Origin of the sequence: Bradyrhizobium diversitatis (genome assembly GCF_016031635.1) — a bacterium.
GTDB lineage: Bacteria > Pseudomonadota > Alphaproteobacteria > Rhizobiales > Xanthobacteraceae > Bradyrhizobium > Bradyrhizobium diversitatis.
Genome location: NZ_JACEGD010000004.1, coordinates 59,532 through 76,122, shown reverse-complemented (window position 1 = coordinate 76,122; position 16,591 = coordinate 59,532). Strand labels below are relative to the sequence as shown.

General features: G+C 64.2%; 14 protein-coding genes. 5 read left to right on the top strand and 9 right to left on the bottom strand.

Annotated elements, in window-relative coordinates:
- Positions 1 to 63: 63 nt before the first annotated feature.
- A complete protein-coding gene (locus H1B27_RS04645; RefSeq protein WP_028177182.1) occupies positions 64 to 276 on the top strand; it encodes a hypothetical protein in 213 nt (70 codons plus the stop codon).
- A 3-nt stretch (positions 277 to 279) separates the two neighbouring features.
- On the opposite strand, the gene H1B27_RS04640 is transcribed toward H1B27_RS04645, so the two are convergent.
- The 6 genes from H1B27_RS04640 to H1B27_RS04615 form a co-directional block, all read right to left on the bottom strand.
- On the bottom strand, positions 280 to 855 hold the full coding sequence (locus H1B27_RS04640) for a GNAT family N-acetyltransferase (RefSeq protein WP_197965168.1): 576 nt from the start codon (positions 853 to 855) through the stop codon (positions 280 to 282).
- 5 nt (positions 856 to 860) lie between these two features.
- The gene (locus tag H1B27_RS04635; RefSeq protein WP_197965167.1) at positions 861 to 3,218 is read right to left on the bottom strand and encodes an Orn/Lys/Arg family decarboxylase; all 2,358 of its coding nucleotides are present in this window, start codon (positions 3,216 to 3,218) and stop codon (positions 861 to 863) included.
- A 100-nt stretch (positions 3,219 to 3,318) separates the two neighbouring features.
- Positions 3,319 to 5,520: a xanthine dehydrogenase family protein molybdopterin-binding subunit gene (locus H1B27_RS04630; protein WP_197965166.1), complete on the bottom strand. Its 2,202-nt coding sequence runs from the start codon at positions 5,518 to 5,520 to the stop codon at positions 3,319 to 3,321.
- Between the two features lie 7 nt (positions 5,521 to 5,527).
- Positions 5,528 to 6,544, bottom strand: coding sequence for an FAD binding domain-containing protein (locus tag H1B27_RS04625; RefSeq protein WP_061883286.1), 1,017 nt, complete (start codon positions 6,542 to 6,544; stop codon positions 5,528 to 5,530).
- A complete protein-coding gene (locus H1B27_RS04620) occupies positions 6,541 to 7,032 on the bottom strand; it encodes a (2Fe-2S)-binding protein (protein ID WP_197965165.1) in 492 nt (163 codons plus the stop codon). Before H1B27_RS04620 ends, H1B27_RS04625 begins: the two co-directional genes overlap by 4 nt.
- A 139-nt stretch (positions 7,033 to 7,171) precedes the next feature.
- Positions 7,172 to 7,651, bottom strand: coding sequence for an Lrp/AsnC family transcriptional regulator (locus H1B27_RS04615; protein ID WP_197965164.1), 480 nt, complete (start codon positions 7,649 to 7,651; stop codon positions 7,172 to 7,174).
- Positions 7,652 to 7,795: 144 nt separating this feature from the next.
- On the opposite strand from H1B27_RS04615, the gene ald reads away from it, so the two are divergent.
- Positions 7,796 to 8,911: an alanine dehydrogenase gene (gene ald, locus H1B27_RS04610; RefSeq protein ID WP_197965163.1), complete on the top strand. Its 1,116-nt coding sequence runs from the start codon at positions 7,796 to 7,798 to the stop codon at positions 8,909 to 8,911.
- A gap of 169 nt (positions 8,912 to 9,080) precedes the next feature.
- Here ald and H1B27_RS04605 read toward each other — a convergent pair whose 3' ends face one another.
- The 3 genes from H1B27_RS04605 to H1B27_RS04595 are packed head-to-tail and all read right to left on the bottom strand — an operon-like array spanning position 9,081 to position 13,122.
- Positions 9,081 to 10,994: a flavin-containing monooxygenase gene (locus H1B27_RS04605; protein ID WP_197965162.1), complete on the bottom strand. Its 1,914-nt coding sequence runs from the start codon at positions 10,992 to 10,994 to the stop codon at positions 9,081 to 9,083.
- Positions 10,991 to 11,632, bottom strand: a complete 642-nt coding sequence (locus H1B27_RS04600) for a TetR/AcrR family transcriptional regulator (protein WP_061883282.1) — start codon at positions 11,630 to 11,632, stop codon at positions 10,991 to 10,993. The genes H1B27_RS04605 and H1B27_RS04600 overlap by 4 nt, the downstream gene beginning before the upstream one ends.
- Positions 11,629 to 13,122 (bottom strand): AMP-binding protein, encoded by a 1,494-nt coding sequence (locus H1B27_RS04595; RefSeq protein ID WP_197965161.1) that lies wholly within the window; start codon positions 13,120 to 13,122, stop codon positions 11,629 to 11,631. The genes H1B27_RS04600 and H1B27_RS04595 overlap by 4 nt, the downstream gene beginning before the upstream one ends.
- 173 nt (positions 13,123 to 13,295) lie before the next feature.
- Here H1B27_RS04595 and H1B27_RS04590 point away from each other — a divergent pair, with 173 nt between their 5' ends.
- From H1B27_RS04590 to H1B27_RS04580, 3 genes are all read left to right on the top strand, one after another.
- Positions 13,296 to 14,555 carry an ABC transporter substrate-binding protein gene (locus H1B27_RS04590; RefSeq protein ID WP_131870132.1) on the top strand — a complete coding sequence of 420 codons (1,260 nt, stop codon included), beginning with the start codon at positions 13,296 to 13,298 and terminating at the stop codon, positions 14,553 to 14,555.
- An 87-nt stretch (positions 14,556 to 14,642) separates the two neighbouring features.
- Positions 14,643 to 15,545 carry a branched-chain amino acid ABC transporter permease gene (locus tag H1B27_RS04585; protein WP_061883279.1) on the top strand — a complete coding sequence of 301 codons (903 nt, stop codon included), beginning with the start codon at positions 14,643 to 14,645 and terminating at the stop codon, positions 15,543 to 15,545.
- The gene (locus H1B27_RS04580; RefSeq protein WP_061883278.1) at positions 15,542 to 16,561 is read left to right on the top strand and encodes a branched-chain amino acid ABC transporter permease; all 1,020 of its coding nucleotides are present in this window, start codon (positions 15,542 to 15,544) and stop codon (positions 16,559 to 16,561) included. The genes H1B27_RS04585 and H1B27_RS04580 overlap by 4 nt, the downstream gene beginning before the upstream one ends.
- Positions 16,562 to 16,591 lie beyond the last annotated feature (30 nt).

Genomic DNA, 16,591 nt, shown 5'->3' with positions numbered 1-16,591 from the left:
AAATCTCCTTCCCCGCTCCGCCCTAAATGGGACTAGAGTGCTGCGAGGGCAGCAGGAGGTCCCATGGCTACTTATGTCGTCAGGTTCATGAAGAACGTGCTCGGCGAATACGGCCGACAGAGCGAGGTTTGTCAGGGTACGCTCGAGATCGATGCCGCCGACGAGAATGAGGCCAAGGAGCGGGCGAAAGCAAGATTCTGCAAGGAACAGGCATTGCACGACTGGTCGTTGCATGCCGACCGCATCCATGTGAGACCGGCCGACTTTCCGTCGTAAGGCCTACCGGCCCGGCGTCATGATGGGCGGAGGTGTTGTCGTCCCGGCGCCGAGCGATCGTTGCACCATCACGGTGTCGGACCAGCGGCCGTGGCGATAGGCGACGCCGCAAAGCAGGCCGGCGCGCGCGAAGCCGAATTTTTCGTGTAGTGTCAGCGAGGGCGCGTTGTCGGCATCGATATAGCCGATCATCTGGCGGAAGCCGGCCGCCGCACAGGCATCGATCAATTCCTGGAGCAGCAGCCGTCCGACTCCGCGGCCGAGATGGGCGTGGTGGACATAGATCGAGTGCTTGGCCGTGTACCGATAGGCGGGACGCTTGCGGAACAGCACGGCATAGGCATAGCCGACGACCTCGCCGCGATAGGTCGCGACCAGATGCGGCAGGCGGGTCTGCTTCAGGTTCTTGCGCCGCTCGCGCAAATCATCCGGCTCCGGCGCACCGGTTCCCTCGACGTCGCGCGGCACACCATTGCGGGCGTGGTGGCGATAGATCGCCAGCATCGCTTCGACATCGCTTTCGCGTGACGGCCTGACCAGGACGGGTTCATCACTCGTGCGCGCAGCTGTTTCGTTCATCGGCACTACTCGGCGACCACGTAAGTGTAGAGCCCGATGCGCCCGTTCGCATCGACCTCCTTGTAGACCCCCTGGATCTCGACGTCGAAGCCCGGGAACGTGTTGAAGCAGGTCTCGAACATCTTGAGATAATCGATCATGGGTTTGGCCCGCTCCGTCAGCCGCTCGCCGGGCACGATGGTGGCGATGCCGGGCGGATAGACCACGAACGGTGTGGTGGCGATGCGGCCGGCGATCGCCTCGATCGGCAGATAGTCGACATCGTTGCGGAATAGATAGCGCGCGGCATCGCGGGGCGACATTGCGATCTCGGGCATGTGCTCGGGCATGAACTGCCTCGCCTGGAGTGCGCTGACGTCGGCGGCGCGGAAGAAGCGGTGCATCTCGCCGCAGAGATCGCGCAGACGCACACCTGCGTAGCGCGCCCGTCGCCGCTGATGGAATTCCGGGATCGCGTCGGCCAGCAACGCATTGTCGTCATGCAGCCTCTTGAATGCGACGAGGCCGGAGATCAGCGTGCCGGCCTTGCTCGCCTCAACGCCGGGCGTGAGCAGGAAGAGCAGGGAGTTGAGGTCGTTCTTCTCGGGGACGATGCGGTTTTCGCGCAGATATTGCGCGACTACCGGTGCGGGGATGCCGTGCTCGGCATAGGCGCCGGTCGCACGATCGAATCCGGGGGTGAGCAAGGTCAGCTTGTTCGGATCGGTCATGGCAAAGCCTTCCGCGAGATCGGGAAAGCCGTGCCAGTTGGTGTCCGGAGAGAGCTGCCACAGCGCGGGATTGGTCGCGAGCTCGTCGGTGGAGAGCGTCTCCCAGGCGACATTGTGCGCGGCGCCGGGGCGGCTGACATCGGGAATGGCGACCCGATCGGGAACGAAGGGCTCGAAGAACCAGCGCCGCTCCGGATTTTGCTCCTTCTCCTCGAACTCCCGGCGCATTGCCCTGATCTTCTTGCGCAGCTCGATGCCGAGCCGGATCGTGTCGTCCCACAGCACTTCGCCGGAACGACCCTTCATCATCTGCGCACCGACGTCGAGCGAGGCGAACAGCGGATAGAAGGGGGACGTCGATGCGTGCTGCATGAAGCTTTCGTTGAAGCGGCGGTGCTCGACACGCCGCTTCTGGCCGCGGATGTGACGATCCTTGACGTGGATCTGCGAGGCTTGCGAGAAGCTCGCCAGCTGCTTGTGGGTCGACTGCGTCGCGATGATGCCGGGCGCCTCAGGAGGGAGATTGGCCAGGCCCATGGCGAAGCGCCCGGCATAGAGCGGATGGAATTTCATGAAGCCGGCCCAGGCCTCGTCGAACAGGATGTATTCGCAGAGATGGCCGATGCGCTTCAGGATCATCTCGGCGCTGTGGATCGAGCCGTCATAGGTGCACTGCTCGACCACGGCGACGCGGAACGGACGCTCCTTGCGCCAGGCGTCGCGGTCCCCGACCAGCGGATGGTTGCGGATGGCCTCGCGCAGGGCCTTCTCGTCGAGCATGTCCCAGCGCATCGGGCCGATCAGGCCCCAGGCATTGCGGACGGTCGGGACGTAGATGGGGACGCCGCCACTGATCATCAGAGCGCCGTGATGGGCGGCCTTGTGGTTGTTGCGGTCGAACAGCACGAGGTCACCGTCGGTGACGAGGGCGCCGAGTGCGACCTTGTTCGACGTCGAGGTGCCGTTGAGCACGAAATAGGTCTTTTCGGCGCCAAAGATCTGGGCCGCTTCCTTCTGCGCCTTCAGCGCCGGGCCTTCATGGGTGAGGAGGTCGCCGAGATCGAGCACGGAATTGTCGAGGTCGTCACGGAACACGGATTCGCCGAGATGCTCGACGAACACGCGCCCGATCGGGCTGCGGTTGTAGAACACGCCGCCGTTATGGCCAGGACAGGTCCAGAGCTGGTTGCCTTCCTCGGCATAGTCGACCAGCGCGCCGAAGAACGGGGTCTTCAGCGTCTCGGCATATTGCTTGAGACGGCTGATCAGGTTCTTGGCGATGAAGGGCGGCGTCTCCTCGGACAGAAAGACATAGCCATCGATGAAATCGAGCACCTCGACCGGCAGATCCTCGAACCGCTTGCGACGGATCAGGAGGATGATGGGGAAGTCGAGGCCCCGGCGGCGCATCAGATTGATCAGCGCCGAGGTCTTGCCTTCGAGACCCTTCTTGCCCCAGTCGACCACCATGCAGCCGATCGCCGCATCGGTCTGCACGGCCATCTCGGCATCCTCCAGCTTGCGGGCCCGGACCACCTCGAATCCGGAGCGCTGGATCTCCTCGATGATCTGGTTGAAGCGAACGCCTTCGAGGTCGTCGGCGTCGAACATTGGTGCTGCGAACAGGAAGTTGAAGCGCTTGAAATAGTCCATGTCGAGTCCCGAATGTGGCAGAGACACAGCTCTCGGCACATTCGATGACAGTTGGATGACACACCCGAGTGCCGCGGGAATGTTCGCGTGTTTGCGGCCCTCAGTCCAGCAGCTTGTCCAGCGTGATCGGGAAGCGGCGGATGCGCTTGCCGGTGGCGTGATAGACGGCGTTTGCGATCGCCGCAGGCACGCCGACGATGCCGATCTCGCCGAGACCCTTGATGCCCATCCTATTGATCCGGCTGTCGGGCTCATCGACGAAAATGACGTCGATGTCGTGAATGTCGGCGTTCACGGGAATGTGGTATTCGGCGATGTTCGCATTCATGATGCGGCCGAAGCGGTGATCCATCATCGTCTCCTCGTGCAGCGCCATCCCGATCCCCCAGACCACGCTGCCCATGATCTGACTGCGGCCCGTCTTGGTGTTCAGGATGCGGCCGGCAGCCACCGCGCTCACGACCCGCGTGACGCGGATGACACCCAGCTCTTCGTCGACCTTCACCTCCGCGAAAACCGCCGAATGCGTGTTGCGGGCATGCGATTTGTCCTCCGTGAACTGGTTGAGCTTCTCCTTTTCGATCCGCTCGAGCTTGCTGTGGCGCATCACATCCGCAATCGAGACGGCAGCCCCGTCCTTGCCGTCGCTGGCGATCATCCCGTCAACCAAGGTCACGTCGGCGGCGTCGAGGTTGGCGAGCGGCGAGCCTGGCATCGCCTTTGCAAGACGTGCGAGCTCCTGGCGAATGTCTTCGGCCGCTCCCAGCACAGCATGCGCGCTGGACGCCGCCATCCAGGAGCCGCCCTCGACGGGGGCCTGCGGCAAGGTCGAATCGGCGAGCCTGACGCTGATGTTCTCGATCGGCAGCCCGAGAGCATCGGCCGCGACTTGCGCCACGATGGTGTACGTGCCGGTGCCGATATCGGAGGCGGCGCAGGAGACCTCGGCATGGCCGTTGGCCGTCAGGACGATCCGGACGGCGACCGGCATCTGCAGCGCCTCCCACACTCCCGTCGCCATGCCCCAGCCGATCAGTTCCTTGCCGTCGCGCATGGAGCGCGGGGCGGGGGCGCGCCGGGCCCAGCCGAAGGCTTCCGCGCCGCGGGCGTAGCATTCGCGCAACTGCTTGCTGGTGTAGGGGAGGTCTTCGCTTTGGTCGCGATCCGAATAGCACTTCAGGCGCAGCTCGATCGGATCCAGCTTAAGCGCGACGGCCAGTTCGTCCATGGCGCATTCGAGCGCCAAGACGCCCGTTGCCGCGCCGGGCGCGCGCATGTCGCAGGGCGTCGAGACGTCGAGGTCGACCAGCTTGTGGGAAAAGTGGCTGTTGGGGCTCTTGTAAAGCTGCTCGGCCCAGCCGGTGTCATTGCGCGAAAAATCCTCGTAGCGTGAGGTAACGGCAATGGCTTCGTGGCTGACGGCATCAAGGGTGCCGTCGGGCCTTGCCCCGAGCGCGACATGCTCGATGGTCATCGGGCGATAGCCCAGCCCATACATCTGCTGCCGTGTCAGCACGACGCGGACGGAGCGCTTAAGTGCGAGGGCGGCCAGTGTCGCCAGCACCACCTGGTATTGCGGTCGCAGGCCGGAGCCGAATGCGCCGCCGACATAGGGCGAAAGCACGCGGATCTCCTCCGGTTTCTTGTCGAACACACCGCAGAGGAACTTTTGAACGTTCTGGACGCCTTGGGTCTTGTCGTAGACCGTGAGCTTGCCGTCGCTTTCCCAGACCGTCGTCGTCGCATAGAGCTCCATCGGATTGTGATGCTCGGTCGGAATGAGGTAGTCCGCTTCGTGCCGCAGGGGTGCGGCCGCAAGCGCTGCTTTGGCGTCGCCGCGGGGCTCGTGCGGCTTGTCCATCTCCCGGGCACTGCCGCGCTCGGCCTCGAGATCGGTTGCAAACCCATCCTGCTCGTAGTCGATCCGCACCAGTGTTGCGGCGAACTTCGCGGTCTCCCATTCTTCGGCAACAACGAGAGCTATCGGCTGTCCGTTGAACCTGATCAAGTCGTCATATAGCGGCCGGAACGGCGAACCTTCCGGGGCCACCTCGTCCTTCCAGGCCTCGTCCTTGTCGGCGAGGGAAGGACGATTGGTGTGCGTGAGCACGTCGAGCACTCCGGCCACCTTCAGCGCCTCGCCGGTGTCGAGCCGCACGATACGACCGCGGGGTATGGTGGCCTCCACCACGAAACCATGGACCAGGCCCTCGGCGGTGAACTCGCCGGCATATTTCGCAGCTCCAGTGACCTTGGCCCGGCCGTCGACGCGCGACGTTGGTGTTCCGACATAGGCGTTCATCGGGCCCTCATGCGATCTTCTTGTGAGCTTGGGATTGCGGTGTGGCGTTTGTGGCCTGGATCAGCGCCCGCACGACGGCTCGGCGCGCGAGCTCGATCTTGAATCCGTTGTGCGAGCGAGCGGTTGCTCCCTGCAGCAGCAGGTCGGCGGCGCGCCCGAAATGATCCGGTGTTGCCGCCTGGCCGCGCAGTGCCGCTTCGGCTTCGGGACTTCGCCAGGGCTTGTGAGCAACGCCGCCGAGCGCCAGGCGCGCTTCGCTGATCGCGTTGCCTTCCAGCTCGATCGCGGCTGCGACCGAGACCAGGGCGAAGGCGTAGGACAGCCGGTCGCGGATCTTCAGGTAGCTGTAGTTCCGGGCAAAACCCTGCGGCGGCAGCTCGATTGCGGTGATGATCTCGCCGCTGCCGAGATTCGTATCGAGGTGAGGCTTGTCGTCAGGAAGCCGATGGAAATCAGTCAGCGCGACGGTGCGCTCGCCCGTGCGGCCTGCAATGTGGACGAGCGCACCGAGTGCCGCCAGCGCCACGCTCATGTCGGAGGGATTGGTCGCGATGCAGGACGTGCTGGTGCCGAGGATCGCATGGTTCCGATTGAGGCCATCGCGTGCCGAGCAGCCCGTACCGGGACTTCGCTTGTTGCAAGGCGTCGTCGTGTCATAGAAATAGGCGCAGCGCGTTCGTTGCATCAGGTTGCCGCCGACCGAGGCCATGTTGCGCAGTTGCGCGGAGGCACCTGCCAGGATGGCGCTGGCGAGCAGGGGATAGCGCTGCTCGATCAGCGGATGATAGGCGAGATCCGAATTCGGCACCAAGGCGCCGATGCGCAGGCCGCCATCGGCAGTCTCCTCGATGTCGCGGAGCGGCAGGCGGGAGATGTCGATCAGCCGGGAGGGCCGTTCGACGTTCTCTTTCATCAGGTCGATCAGGTTGGTGCCGCCGGCGATCAGCTTCGCGCCTGGATCGGCGGCGAGCAGGCGAATGGCGTCGGCAACGTCGCTTGCGCGGGAATATTGGAAGTTGTTCATGACCGGCTCATTGCCTGTTCGATCGCAGCCACGATGTTGGGGTAGGCGCCGCACCGGCAGAGATTTCCGCTCATCAGCTCCCGGATCTCGTCGGCATCCCGCGCACGGCCTTCGGCCAGCAGGCCGGCCGCCGAGCAAATCTGTCCCGGCGTACAATAGCCGCACTGAAAGGCGTCATGGTCGATGAAGGCCTGTTGCAGGGGATGCAGGGTGCCGTCTTTGGCCAAGCCTTCAACCGTCGTGATCTCAGCACCATCCTTCATGACAGCGAGGGTCAGGCAGGAATTGACCCGTCTTCCGTCGACCAGCACGGTGCAGGCGCCGCATTGGCCGTGATCGCAGCCCTTCTTGGTGCCGGTCAACTCCAGGCGGTCACGCAGGGCATCCAGAAGCGTGGTCCACGGCGCGACCTCGAGTGTGCGCCCTGCGCCATTGACGACGAGGTTGATCGGAATGCGTTCGGGGGTCTGATCCGCGATGTCGGCCATGGTCTGTTCCCTGCGGAAGGGCCGAGCCGGGCAATCGTGGCTGTGACGCGAGGATGCATTGCCGGCGCTGGCCAATAGCGCCCAACGGATGACGGGCCGCTTGGTTCCCGACCGGTTCTCTGGTTGGGACAGACGAGGTTCAGCGCTTCGTCTCCCCGAACACCACGGTCGGTACCGCGCGGTTGACGATCTCGCGCAGCGCGAAGCTCGATTGCACCCGCGCGACGCGGGGCAGGCGGGACAGCTCGGTGCGGTGGATCCGCTCGAAATCCTGGATATCGCGGGCAAGCACGATCAAGATGTAGTCGTCGGTGCCCGACATCAGGAAGCAGCGCACGACCGAGGGGCATTTCACCACCTCCGCCTCGAACGCCTTCAGCGCATCGTCGCTCTGGCTCTCCAATGCGATGCGAACCAGCACGGTGGTGGTGAGGCCGAACTGGGCGAGGTCGAGCGCGGCCTGGTAGGCCTGGATGTAGCCGTCGTCCTCCAGCGCCTTCTGCCGCCGCGCCAGCGCCGTGCTCGACAGGCCGATCTTGTTGGCAAGCTCGGTGTGGCTGGCCCGCGCATTGGTCGTGAGTTCCGCGAGGATCGCGAGGTCTTTCCGGTCGAGGGCCAAGGTTTCGTTTCCAGCGTGAAAGGGCACTTCTGCGCCGGAAACCGGCGCGAGCGTGCCGAACCTAGCGGATATTTGCACGAAACCAAACGGGCGCCGTCGCTACGATGAGCGAGCGGAATCAGTGCGTTGGCAAGGGAGCTCGGAATGCGCGTCGGTGTGCCCAAGGAGATCAAGCTGCAGGAATATCGCGTCGGGCTCACCCCGGGCGCCGTCCGCGAGTATGTCGCCGCCGGGCACCAGGTGACGGTCGAAACCGGCGCCGGCAGTGGCATCGGCGCGTCCGACGAGGTGTATCGGCGGGCAGGGGCGTCCATTGCGGAGACCGCCCGCGAGATCTTTGCCAGGTCCGAGATGATCGTGAAGGTCAAGGAGCCGCAGAAGAGCGAATGGGCCCAGCTCTGCGAGGGCCAGATCCTGTTTACTTATCTTCATCTTGCGCCGCATCCGGAGCAGGCCAAGGGCCTGATCGACTCCGGCTGCACCGCGATCGCCTATGAGACCGTCACGGATGCGAGCGGTCACCTCCCGCTGCTCGCCCCGATGAGCGAAGTCGCCGGCCGCCTCGCCATCGAGGCCGCCGGCGCCGCGCTCAAGCGCTCGGCCGGGGGCCGCGGCTTGCTCCTTGGCGGTGTACCGGGCGTGCAGCCGGCGCGCGTCGTCGTGCTCGGCGGCGGCGTGGTCGGAACCCAGGCTGCGCGCATGGCCGCCGGCCTCGGTGCCGAAGTCACCGTGATCGACCGCTCGATCCCGCGCTTGCGCGAACTGGACGATCTCTTTGCCGGACGCGTGCGCACGCGTTTCTCGACCATTGAATCGGTCGAGGACGAGGTGTTCGCCGCCGACGTCGTGATCGGTGCAGTGCTGGTGCCGGGCGCCAGTGCGCCGAAGCTCGTCACGCGCGCCATGCTGAAATCGATGCGGCCGGGGGCCGTGCTGGTCGACGTCGCGATCGACCAGGGCGGTTGCTTCGAGACCTCTCATCCGACCACGCACGCCGAGCCGACCTACGAGGTCGACGGCGTCGTGCATTATTGCGTCGCCAACATGCCGGGCGCGGTGCCGGTGACCTCGAGTCAGGCGCTGAACAATGCGACGCTGCCGTTCGGACTGATGCTCGCGAACAAGGGGTTTGCGGCGGTGCTGGAGAACCCGCATTTGCGCAACGGCCTCAATGTGCATGGCGGCCGGATTACGAACAAGGCGGTGGCAGAGAGTCTCGGGCTGGAGTTCGCTCCGGTGGAGAGCGGGCTGGCGGCGTAGTTTGCTTCCCTTCTCCCCTTGTGGGAGAAGGTGGCGCGTCGCGCCGGATGAGGGGTTCTCGCGACTGGCCAGACTGCTCGCGGGGATAGATACCCCTCACCCGGCTTCGCCTTCGCGAAGCCACCCTCGTCCACAAGGGGAGAGGGTGCACTGGTGTTGCCGCTCCAGTTCAGTCAGCCTTCGTCAGCTTGTACTGCCCCAAATCGGGGTCATGCGTCATGCGCCAGTAATCCACGAACCGCCACGGCATCGCCGAGAACACGCGGCCACTGCTGTTGCGGTAGTAGGTGCTCATGCCCGGATGGGTCCAGATCATCGACTCGTGCTCGGCATCGACCTTGCGGACGTACTCGTCGAGCACGTCCTGGCGGACATCGATCGCGGCGATGTCCCGTTCGATCATGTCGACGAGACATGCCGTGATGTAGCGGCTCTGGCATTCCGACTGGAAGATGACGCTGCCGCCATGGGCCGGTCCTGAGTTCGGGCCGAGCATGCAGAAGAAGTTCGGAAAGCCCGGCACGGTGAGGCCGAGGAACGCGGTCGGATTGTCGTTGGTCCAGGCTTCACGCAGATTCGTGCCCCCGCGCCCGCTGATATTGAGGCGCGCAGCCATCTCCGTCACCTTGAATCCGGTGGCGACAACGATGATTTCGGCCGGGCGCTGCCTGCCGTCGGCGGTGACAATGCCGCTCTCGTCAAAATGGCTGATCGTCTCGGTGACGAGCTCGACGTTGTCTCGCCTCAAAGTCTTGAACCAATTGTTGTCGAGCAGGATGCGCTTGCCATAGGGCGGATAGGTCGGCACGCATTTCTCGATCAGGTCGGGGCGTCCCTGCAGCTCCGACAGGATGAAGTCCGTCAGCTCCTGGCGGTGCCGGTCGTTGCCCTTGTTGACGGCGCGCTCGGGATGCGGCCAGGCCGGGTCCTTGCGCAGGAAGGGCAAGAGGCCATCGCCGTAGCGCCAGAACATGTTGAAGCGGTACCACTGCACATAGAACGGCAGATGCGCCAGCAGCCAGCGTGCGCCTTCGCTGATCGGGTCGGCATAGCCTTTCACCGGGCGAGCCCATTGCGCGCTGCGCTGGTAGACCGTGACCGAGGCTGCGCGGCCGGCAATCGACGGCACGAGCTGCATCGAAGTGGCACCGGTGCCGATCACGGCGACGTGCTTGCCCTCGACGCTGATGTCATCGGACCACACGGCCGAATGCAGGATCGTTCCCTTGAAGCTGTCCTCGCCTTCGAAGCGGGCGCGTGAGGGATCGTTGAGCTGGCCGATGGCCGAGACAAGCGCGGTGGATTCGAAAGTCTCTTCGCCATTCTCCGTTTTCAGCGTGGAGATCCAGCGCCGCCTGCCTTCGTCCCAGCGCGACGAGGTCAGCTCGGTGTTGACGCGCAGATGCTTGCGGATGCCATATTCGTCGGCGACCTTCAGCAAATAGCCGAGCAGCTCCTCGCGCTGGCAGAAGTAGCGCGTCCAGGCATTGCGCGATCCGAATGAATACGAATAGGAGTGGTTCGGCGTATCGACGCCGCAGCCGGGATAGCGGTTGATCCACCAGGTGCCGCCGAGTTCTTCGTTCTTCTCGACGATGGTGTAGGGGATGCCGAGATGGCCGAGCGCCACGCCGAGCGCGATGGCGCAGACGCCGGCGCCAACGATCAGCACGTGCTGGTCCGCAAGCTTCTCGTCGGAAGGGCGCGTCGCCCAGCGTGCCTCGCGCGCCACGAAGCCCATCTCTTCGCGCATCAGCGGGGCATATTCGGGCGCGACGTTCTCGCCGAGGCAGGCGCGCATCATCCTCAGCAGCAATTCCTCGCCCGGGTCGGTGATCACGGGCTTCGGTGTGCCGTCGGCGAAGAGCTTGACCACGGCGGCGCGGATCTCGTCCTGGATCTCCCGGGTAACCCCGGCCTCGGGATCGGGGATGAGGCGGATATCGCGCTTGGGCAGGTATGGGGGGGCCAGCCACTTCTCGTCGCCGGTCATGTGCACCAGCACCATTAGCAGGCAACGGATATCGCCCTCGGCGATGGCCGAGGCGAGGTCGAGCGGCTTGTGCGGAGATTCGATGTTCATGGCGTGTCCTGATCTCCGGGGGCAGTGAAGAGGCCGCGCGTCATCAGCTTGCGATAGGCGGAGATGACGTGATCGGGTACGGTGGTGACGCCGCCTTCCGAATAGGAATAGCGGCGGCTGAGATAGCCGCGCGCCCCCATCAGCATGTGGACGATCGCCTCGAATTCATCATCGCTGTAATCCTCGATCGCGCCTGCAAGACGAGCCCGGCGCAGGATACGGACATAGGCGACCGAAATGTTGTCGAGATGCTTCTGATACCCGGTTGGTGCGAAGAACTCGGCCTCGTTGAGGATGCGCAGAAATTCCGGCACCTCGCGGATGAAGTCGAAGAAGGCGGAGAAGCGCGCGATCTCCTGCCGTGCCGCATCCGCCGTGCCGGTGCGAGCGCGGATGAATTCAACCATGTCGAGACCGATCTTGGGCAGGAGCTGGTCGAGCAATTCCTGGCGGTTCTCGAAATGATTGTAGAAGGTGCCCTGCGCGACGCCGGCCTGTTCGGTGATGCGGGCGACCGAGGCTTCGGCATAGCCGTATCTGCCCACGACCTTGGTGGCGGCCTCGAATATCTTCTGCTTGGTCCAGGCGTTGCGCTCGACGCGGTTGAGCTTCGTCACCTTGGCGTTCACTTGCGTCATTCAGACGTCTCCAGCTCGGCGCGCAGCACGCGCTTGAGGATCTTTCCGCTTGGATTGCGCGGCAGGCTATCGCGGACGACGAGCTGTTTCGGCACCTTGAAGCTCGCCAGCCGTGCACGGCAATGTTCGGTGAGGGCAGAGAGGTCGAGGCTGGCGCCGTCAGCCAGCACGACGATGGCGACCGGCCGCTCGCCCCAGCGCGCATCGCGCAGGCCAATCACGGCGACCTCGCGCACTTCGGGCAGATCGTAGATGACGCGCTCGACCTCGGAGGAGGCGATGTTCTCGCCACCGGAGATGATCATGTCCTTCTTGCGGTCGGTCAGGTACAGAAAGCCCTCGTCGTCGAGATAGCCGACGTCGCCGCTGCGGAACCAGTCGCCGAAGAAGGCCGAGGCCGTCTTCTCCGGATCCTTCCAATAGCCGCGCGTGATTTTCGGCCCCCGCAGGCAGATTTCGCCGTTGACGTTCGGCGGCAGGACCTTGCCGTCCTCGTCGCGGATCTCGATCTCGACATGGGCAATGGCGCGGCCGGTGGAGCCGATCTTCTCGATCTCGCGGCCGGCTTCCATGAAGGTGTCGCCGCCGACGGTCTCGGTGAGGCCATAGGCGTCGATATAGCGCGCGTTGCGGAAGTATTCGGAGAAGGCGCGGATGCGCAACTCCGGCGTCTTCTCGCCGCCGCCGATAGCCCATGTCAGGCTGGAGACGTCGTAGCGATCGCGGGTGGGACAGGTGAGCATCGCCGTGGTCATGACCGGCGCGAACCAGGCGGCGTTGAGCCTGTCCTCGGCGATCGCCGCAAGCGCCGTCTCCGGCTCGAAATTGCGTTCGATGCGGATGAAGCCGCCATGCCAGAGCACGGCGATGCCCGGCAGATCGAGTGCACCGACGTGATAGAGCGGACCGACGACGAGAAGCCGCGTCTCGGCACCGAGGCCGAGCGCAATCGCCTGGTCGGCGGACTTCCAGTACAAATTATCGTAAGAGAGCATCACGCCCTTGGGGCGGTCGGTCGTGCCCGACGTGTACATCAGCCGCATCAGGTCCGATGGCTGGCGCGGATGCATCGGCGCGGGTGCAGCGCTGCTCGCGAGACGCATGACGCTGTGCTGCGCGGCTTCATCGAGCACGACACTCTTGGCGCCCGCGGCATTCGCTGCCAGCTCTTCATCGACGATCAGCAGGCGCGCGCCGGCATTGCCGACGATGTAGCCGACCTCGTCGCGCGAGAGACGGAAGTTGATCGGCAAGAAGATTGCGCCGAGATGACTGGCGGCAAACACCAGTTCCAGGAACGCCGCGCTGTTCTTCATCAGTACGGCCACGACATCGCCGGGGCCGATGCCCTGCGCGGCGAGCCACCCGGCGACCTTGCGGACGCGTGCATCAAGGACCGCGTAGGAAATCTCTTCGCCGCGATATTTCAGCGCGGGCCGCGCCGGCGTGCGTCGGGCATGAAAGACGATGAAGCTCGATAGATTGATCATTTTCGCTGGCTTCGGGCCGATTCCTAGCCTCGTCTCCTTCCCTGATGAATTCTGACTCGTAATTCATCTTTGGCTTGACGTCACCCCCCTACCTCTGAAATCCTTCGAGAGACGGAGACAAGACGATCTCCGACAGGGATCAGGAAACGCCGACCCGAAAGAGGGAGGGGAGAATGACGAGGACCCGCACGCCGGGCATCAGCCGCCGTTCAACACTGGCGCTGATGGGCGCCGGTGCGATGAGTGTTGCCGCGCCCTGGGTGGCGCGTGCGCAAGCCAAGACCATCAAGATCGGAATGCCGACGATCCTGTCGGGCCGCGTCGCGCAGCTCGGCACGTCCTCGCGCAATGCCGTGATGCTCGAGGTCGAGAAGGTCAACGCCGCCGGCGGGCTCGCCGGCCGGCAGATCGAGATGGTGATCCGCGACTCCAAGGGCCAGCCGCAGGAAGCCGCCCGCGTCGCGCGTGAGCTCGTCAACACCGACGGCTGCGAGCTCGTGATCGACGCCGAAGCCTCCTCCGGCGCCTTCGCGGTGCACGAGGTCGCGCGCGATCTCGGCGTCTTCTGCATTCACACCAATTCGGAGACCTCGGCGCTGACCGCCGATCCCAAGCAGCGCATTCCCAACGCGTTCCGTACCGCGCGGCAGGGCGTGCACGACTCCATCGTCGGCGGCAGCTATGCCGCGGCGATCGCCAAGGCGAAGGGCTTGAAGAAATGGGCGACCTGCTCGCCGGATTATGCCTATGGCCGCGACACCACGGCGGAGTTCACGCTGTACCTGAAGCGCTTCGCGCCCGAGGTCGAGATCATCAGCGAGTCCTGGCCGAAGCTGTTCCAGCCTGACTACACCGAGGTGGTGACGAAGATCCTGCAAGCCAAACCCCAGGCGCTCTATTCCTGCCTGTGGGGCGGCGATCTCACCTCCTATATCGACCAGGCCAACATCTACGCGATGTTCGGCCAGATGGAAGTGTTCGCGGTCAATATGGCTGACTACACTGCGCTCACCGTGGTGAAGAACCTGCCCAAGGGCATCCACTCCGGCAACCGTTACATCAAGACCTTCCCGACCACGCCGGAGAATGCTGCCTGGGGCGATGCCTACAAGGCAAAGTTCAATGAATATCCGACCAACTGGTCGTGGGAGAATGCCACCGCAATCATGCTGATGGCGGAAGCTGCGAAGAAGGCGAACTCGGCCGACGGCAAGAAGATCGCCGAAGTCCTGAAGGGCCTCACCATCAAGTGCCCGTTCGGTGCCGACGGCACCGTGACCATGCGCGGCGACGATCACACCCTCGTCGGCTACGCCATCGGCTGGGGCACGACGATCCCACAGGAGCCATACGTGCCCGAGGTCAAGGCCGGGGACTGGAAGACCATCTTCGAGCTGGAAGCCGAGTGGAAGAAGAGCAAGGGCTATACCTGATCGCGCAAACGGCGGGGACGGACGACCGTCTCCGCCGTCGTTTCCTCTTCGGCGCCGTGTCAGGCGCGTCGCAATGAAAGTGCTCCCGTGGATCTCGATGCGCTTGCCGGCTGTCTCTCCAGTTCCGCGTGCCTGGTGACGCAAACCACCAGCGGCCTTATCATAGGCATGCTGCTGTTCCTCGTCGCCGTCGGGCTGACGCTGATTTTCGGCGTGCTCAAGGTGGTCAATTTCAGCCACGGCGCCTTCTATATGTTCGGCGCCTATTTCGCGATGACGGCCTATCAGCTCACCGGCAGTTTTGCGCTGGCGATGCTCGCGGGCGCGGCCGGCACCGCGGTTCTCGGCCTGATCTTCGAGCGTGTCTTCATGAGCCGCGTCTATGGCGCCGACGTCTTGATGCAGCTCCTCGTCTGCTACGCCTTCGTGCTGATCTTCGACGACGTCGTGCGCATCATCTGGGGGCCCGAGTTCAAGGCGATGGGCATGCCGGCGGCCTTCCAAGTGATGCCGCTGTTCATCGCCGGCGGCGTGGTGCCGCCTTACTATCTGCTGCTGATCGGTGTCGCGCTTCTCGCCGCCATCGTGCTCGGCATCGGCCTGTCGCGCAGCCGCATCGGCAAGGTGATCCGCGCGGCCGCGCACAATCCCGGCATGGTCTCGGCGCTCGGCATCAACACCGGCCTGATCTATGGCGGCGTGTTCGCACTTGGCGGCATGCTGGCGGGCCTTGCCGGGGCGCTCGCAGCGCCGGTGCGCTCGCTGACTCCCGGCATGGGCTTCTCGGTGTTGATCGAGTCTTTCATCGTCACCGTGATCGGCGGCATGGGCTCGATCCTGGGCGCGCTGATCGGCGCGCTGCTGCTCGGCCTGATCCGTTCTTTCGGGTCGCTCGGTTTTCCCCTGTTCACGGAAGGCCTGATGTATCTGTTCATGGTGATCGTGCTGGTCTCAAAGCCCACCGGCCTGTTCGGCAAGGAGGCGGCATGACCGAGCTGGAGGCCGGACGCGCGCAAACCCTGGTGCCGGTGCGCAGCGGTGCCGTGCTGCAACGCTATCGCGACGTGCTGATCGCGCTGATCGCTTTCGCCGTGCTGGCGAGCCTACCATTGTTCACCGGCAGCAAGGCGCTGCTCGATTTCGTCATCCGCTGCTCGGCCTATGGTCTGTTCGCGACCTCGCTTAACCTCCTCGTCGGCTACACCGGGCTGACTTCGTTCGGGCACGGCATGTTCTTTGGCCTTGGTGCCTACAGCTTCGGCCTGATCATGCAGAAGCTCGGCGTGCCGATCCCGGCGGCTTTCGTCGCGACATTGGCCATCACGGCGGTCTTTGCGACAATCATCGGCGCGATCTGCGTGCGGCTGAAGGAGATCTATTTCGCCTTCGTCACGCTCGCCTTCCAGATGCTGATCCACTCGACCATCCTGTCCTGGGCCTCGTTCACCGGCGGCGATCAGGGCCTGCGCGGCGGCATCCCGCGGCCCGTCTTTCTCGGCATCGATCTGTCCAATCATGTCCATCTCTATGTCACGAGCTGCGCGCTGCTCATCCTCGGCCTGCTCGCGATGCGCCAGATCGCACAATCGCCGTTCGGCTACACGCTGCGCATGATCCGCGACAACGCCGCGCGCGCGAGCTTTCTCGGCATCGACGTCTGGCGCGCAAAACTCACCGTGTTCGTGCTGGCCGCGCTGTTCGCGTCGATGGGTGGCATGGTGATGGCGCTGTTCGTGTCGGGCGCCTATCCGGAATTCGCCTATTGGACGATCTCGGGCGAGGGCATCTTCATCAACATGCTTGGCGGCGTCTCTACTTTTCTTGGTCCGATGGTCGGCACGGTGCTGTTGCTGCTGCTCAACGATACTGTCACGCGGTTCACCGAATACCACGGCATCGTGCTTGGGGTCGTCATCCTGTTTTTCGCGCTCGGTTTGCGCAAGGGCCTCCTGGATTTCGTCGCCGAATGGTACGCGCATCGGCGCGAGACGGGCGAGGAGCGCTAGCGATGTGCGATGGACCTATCGAGCAGTCAT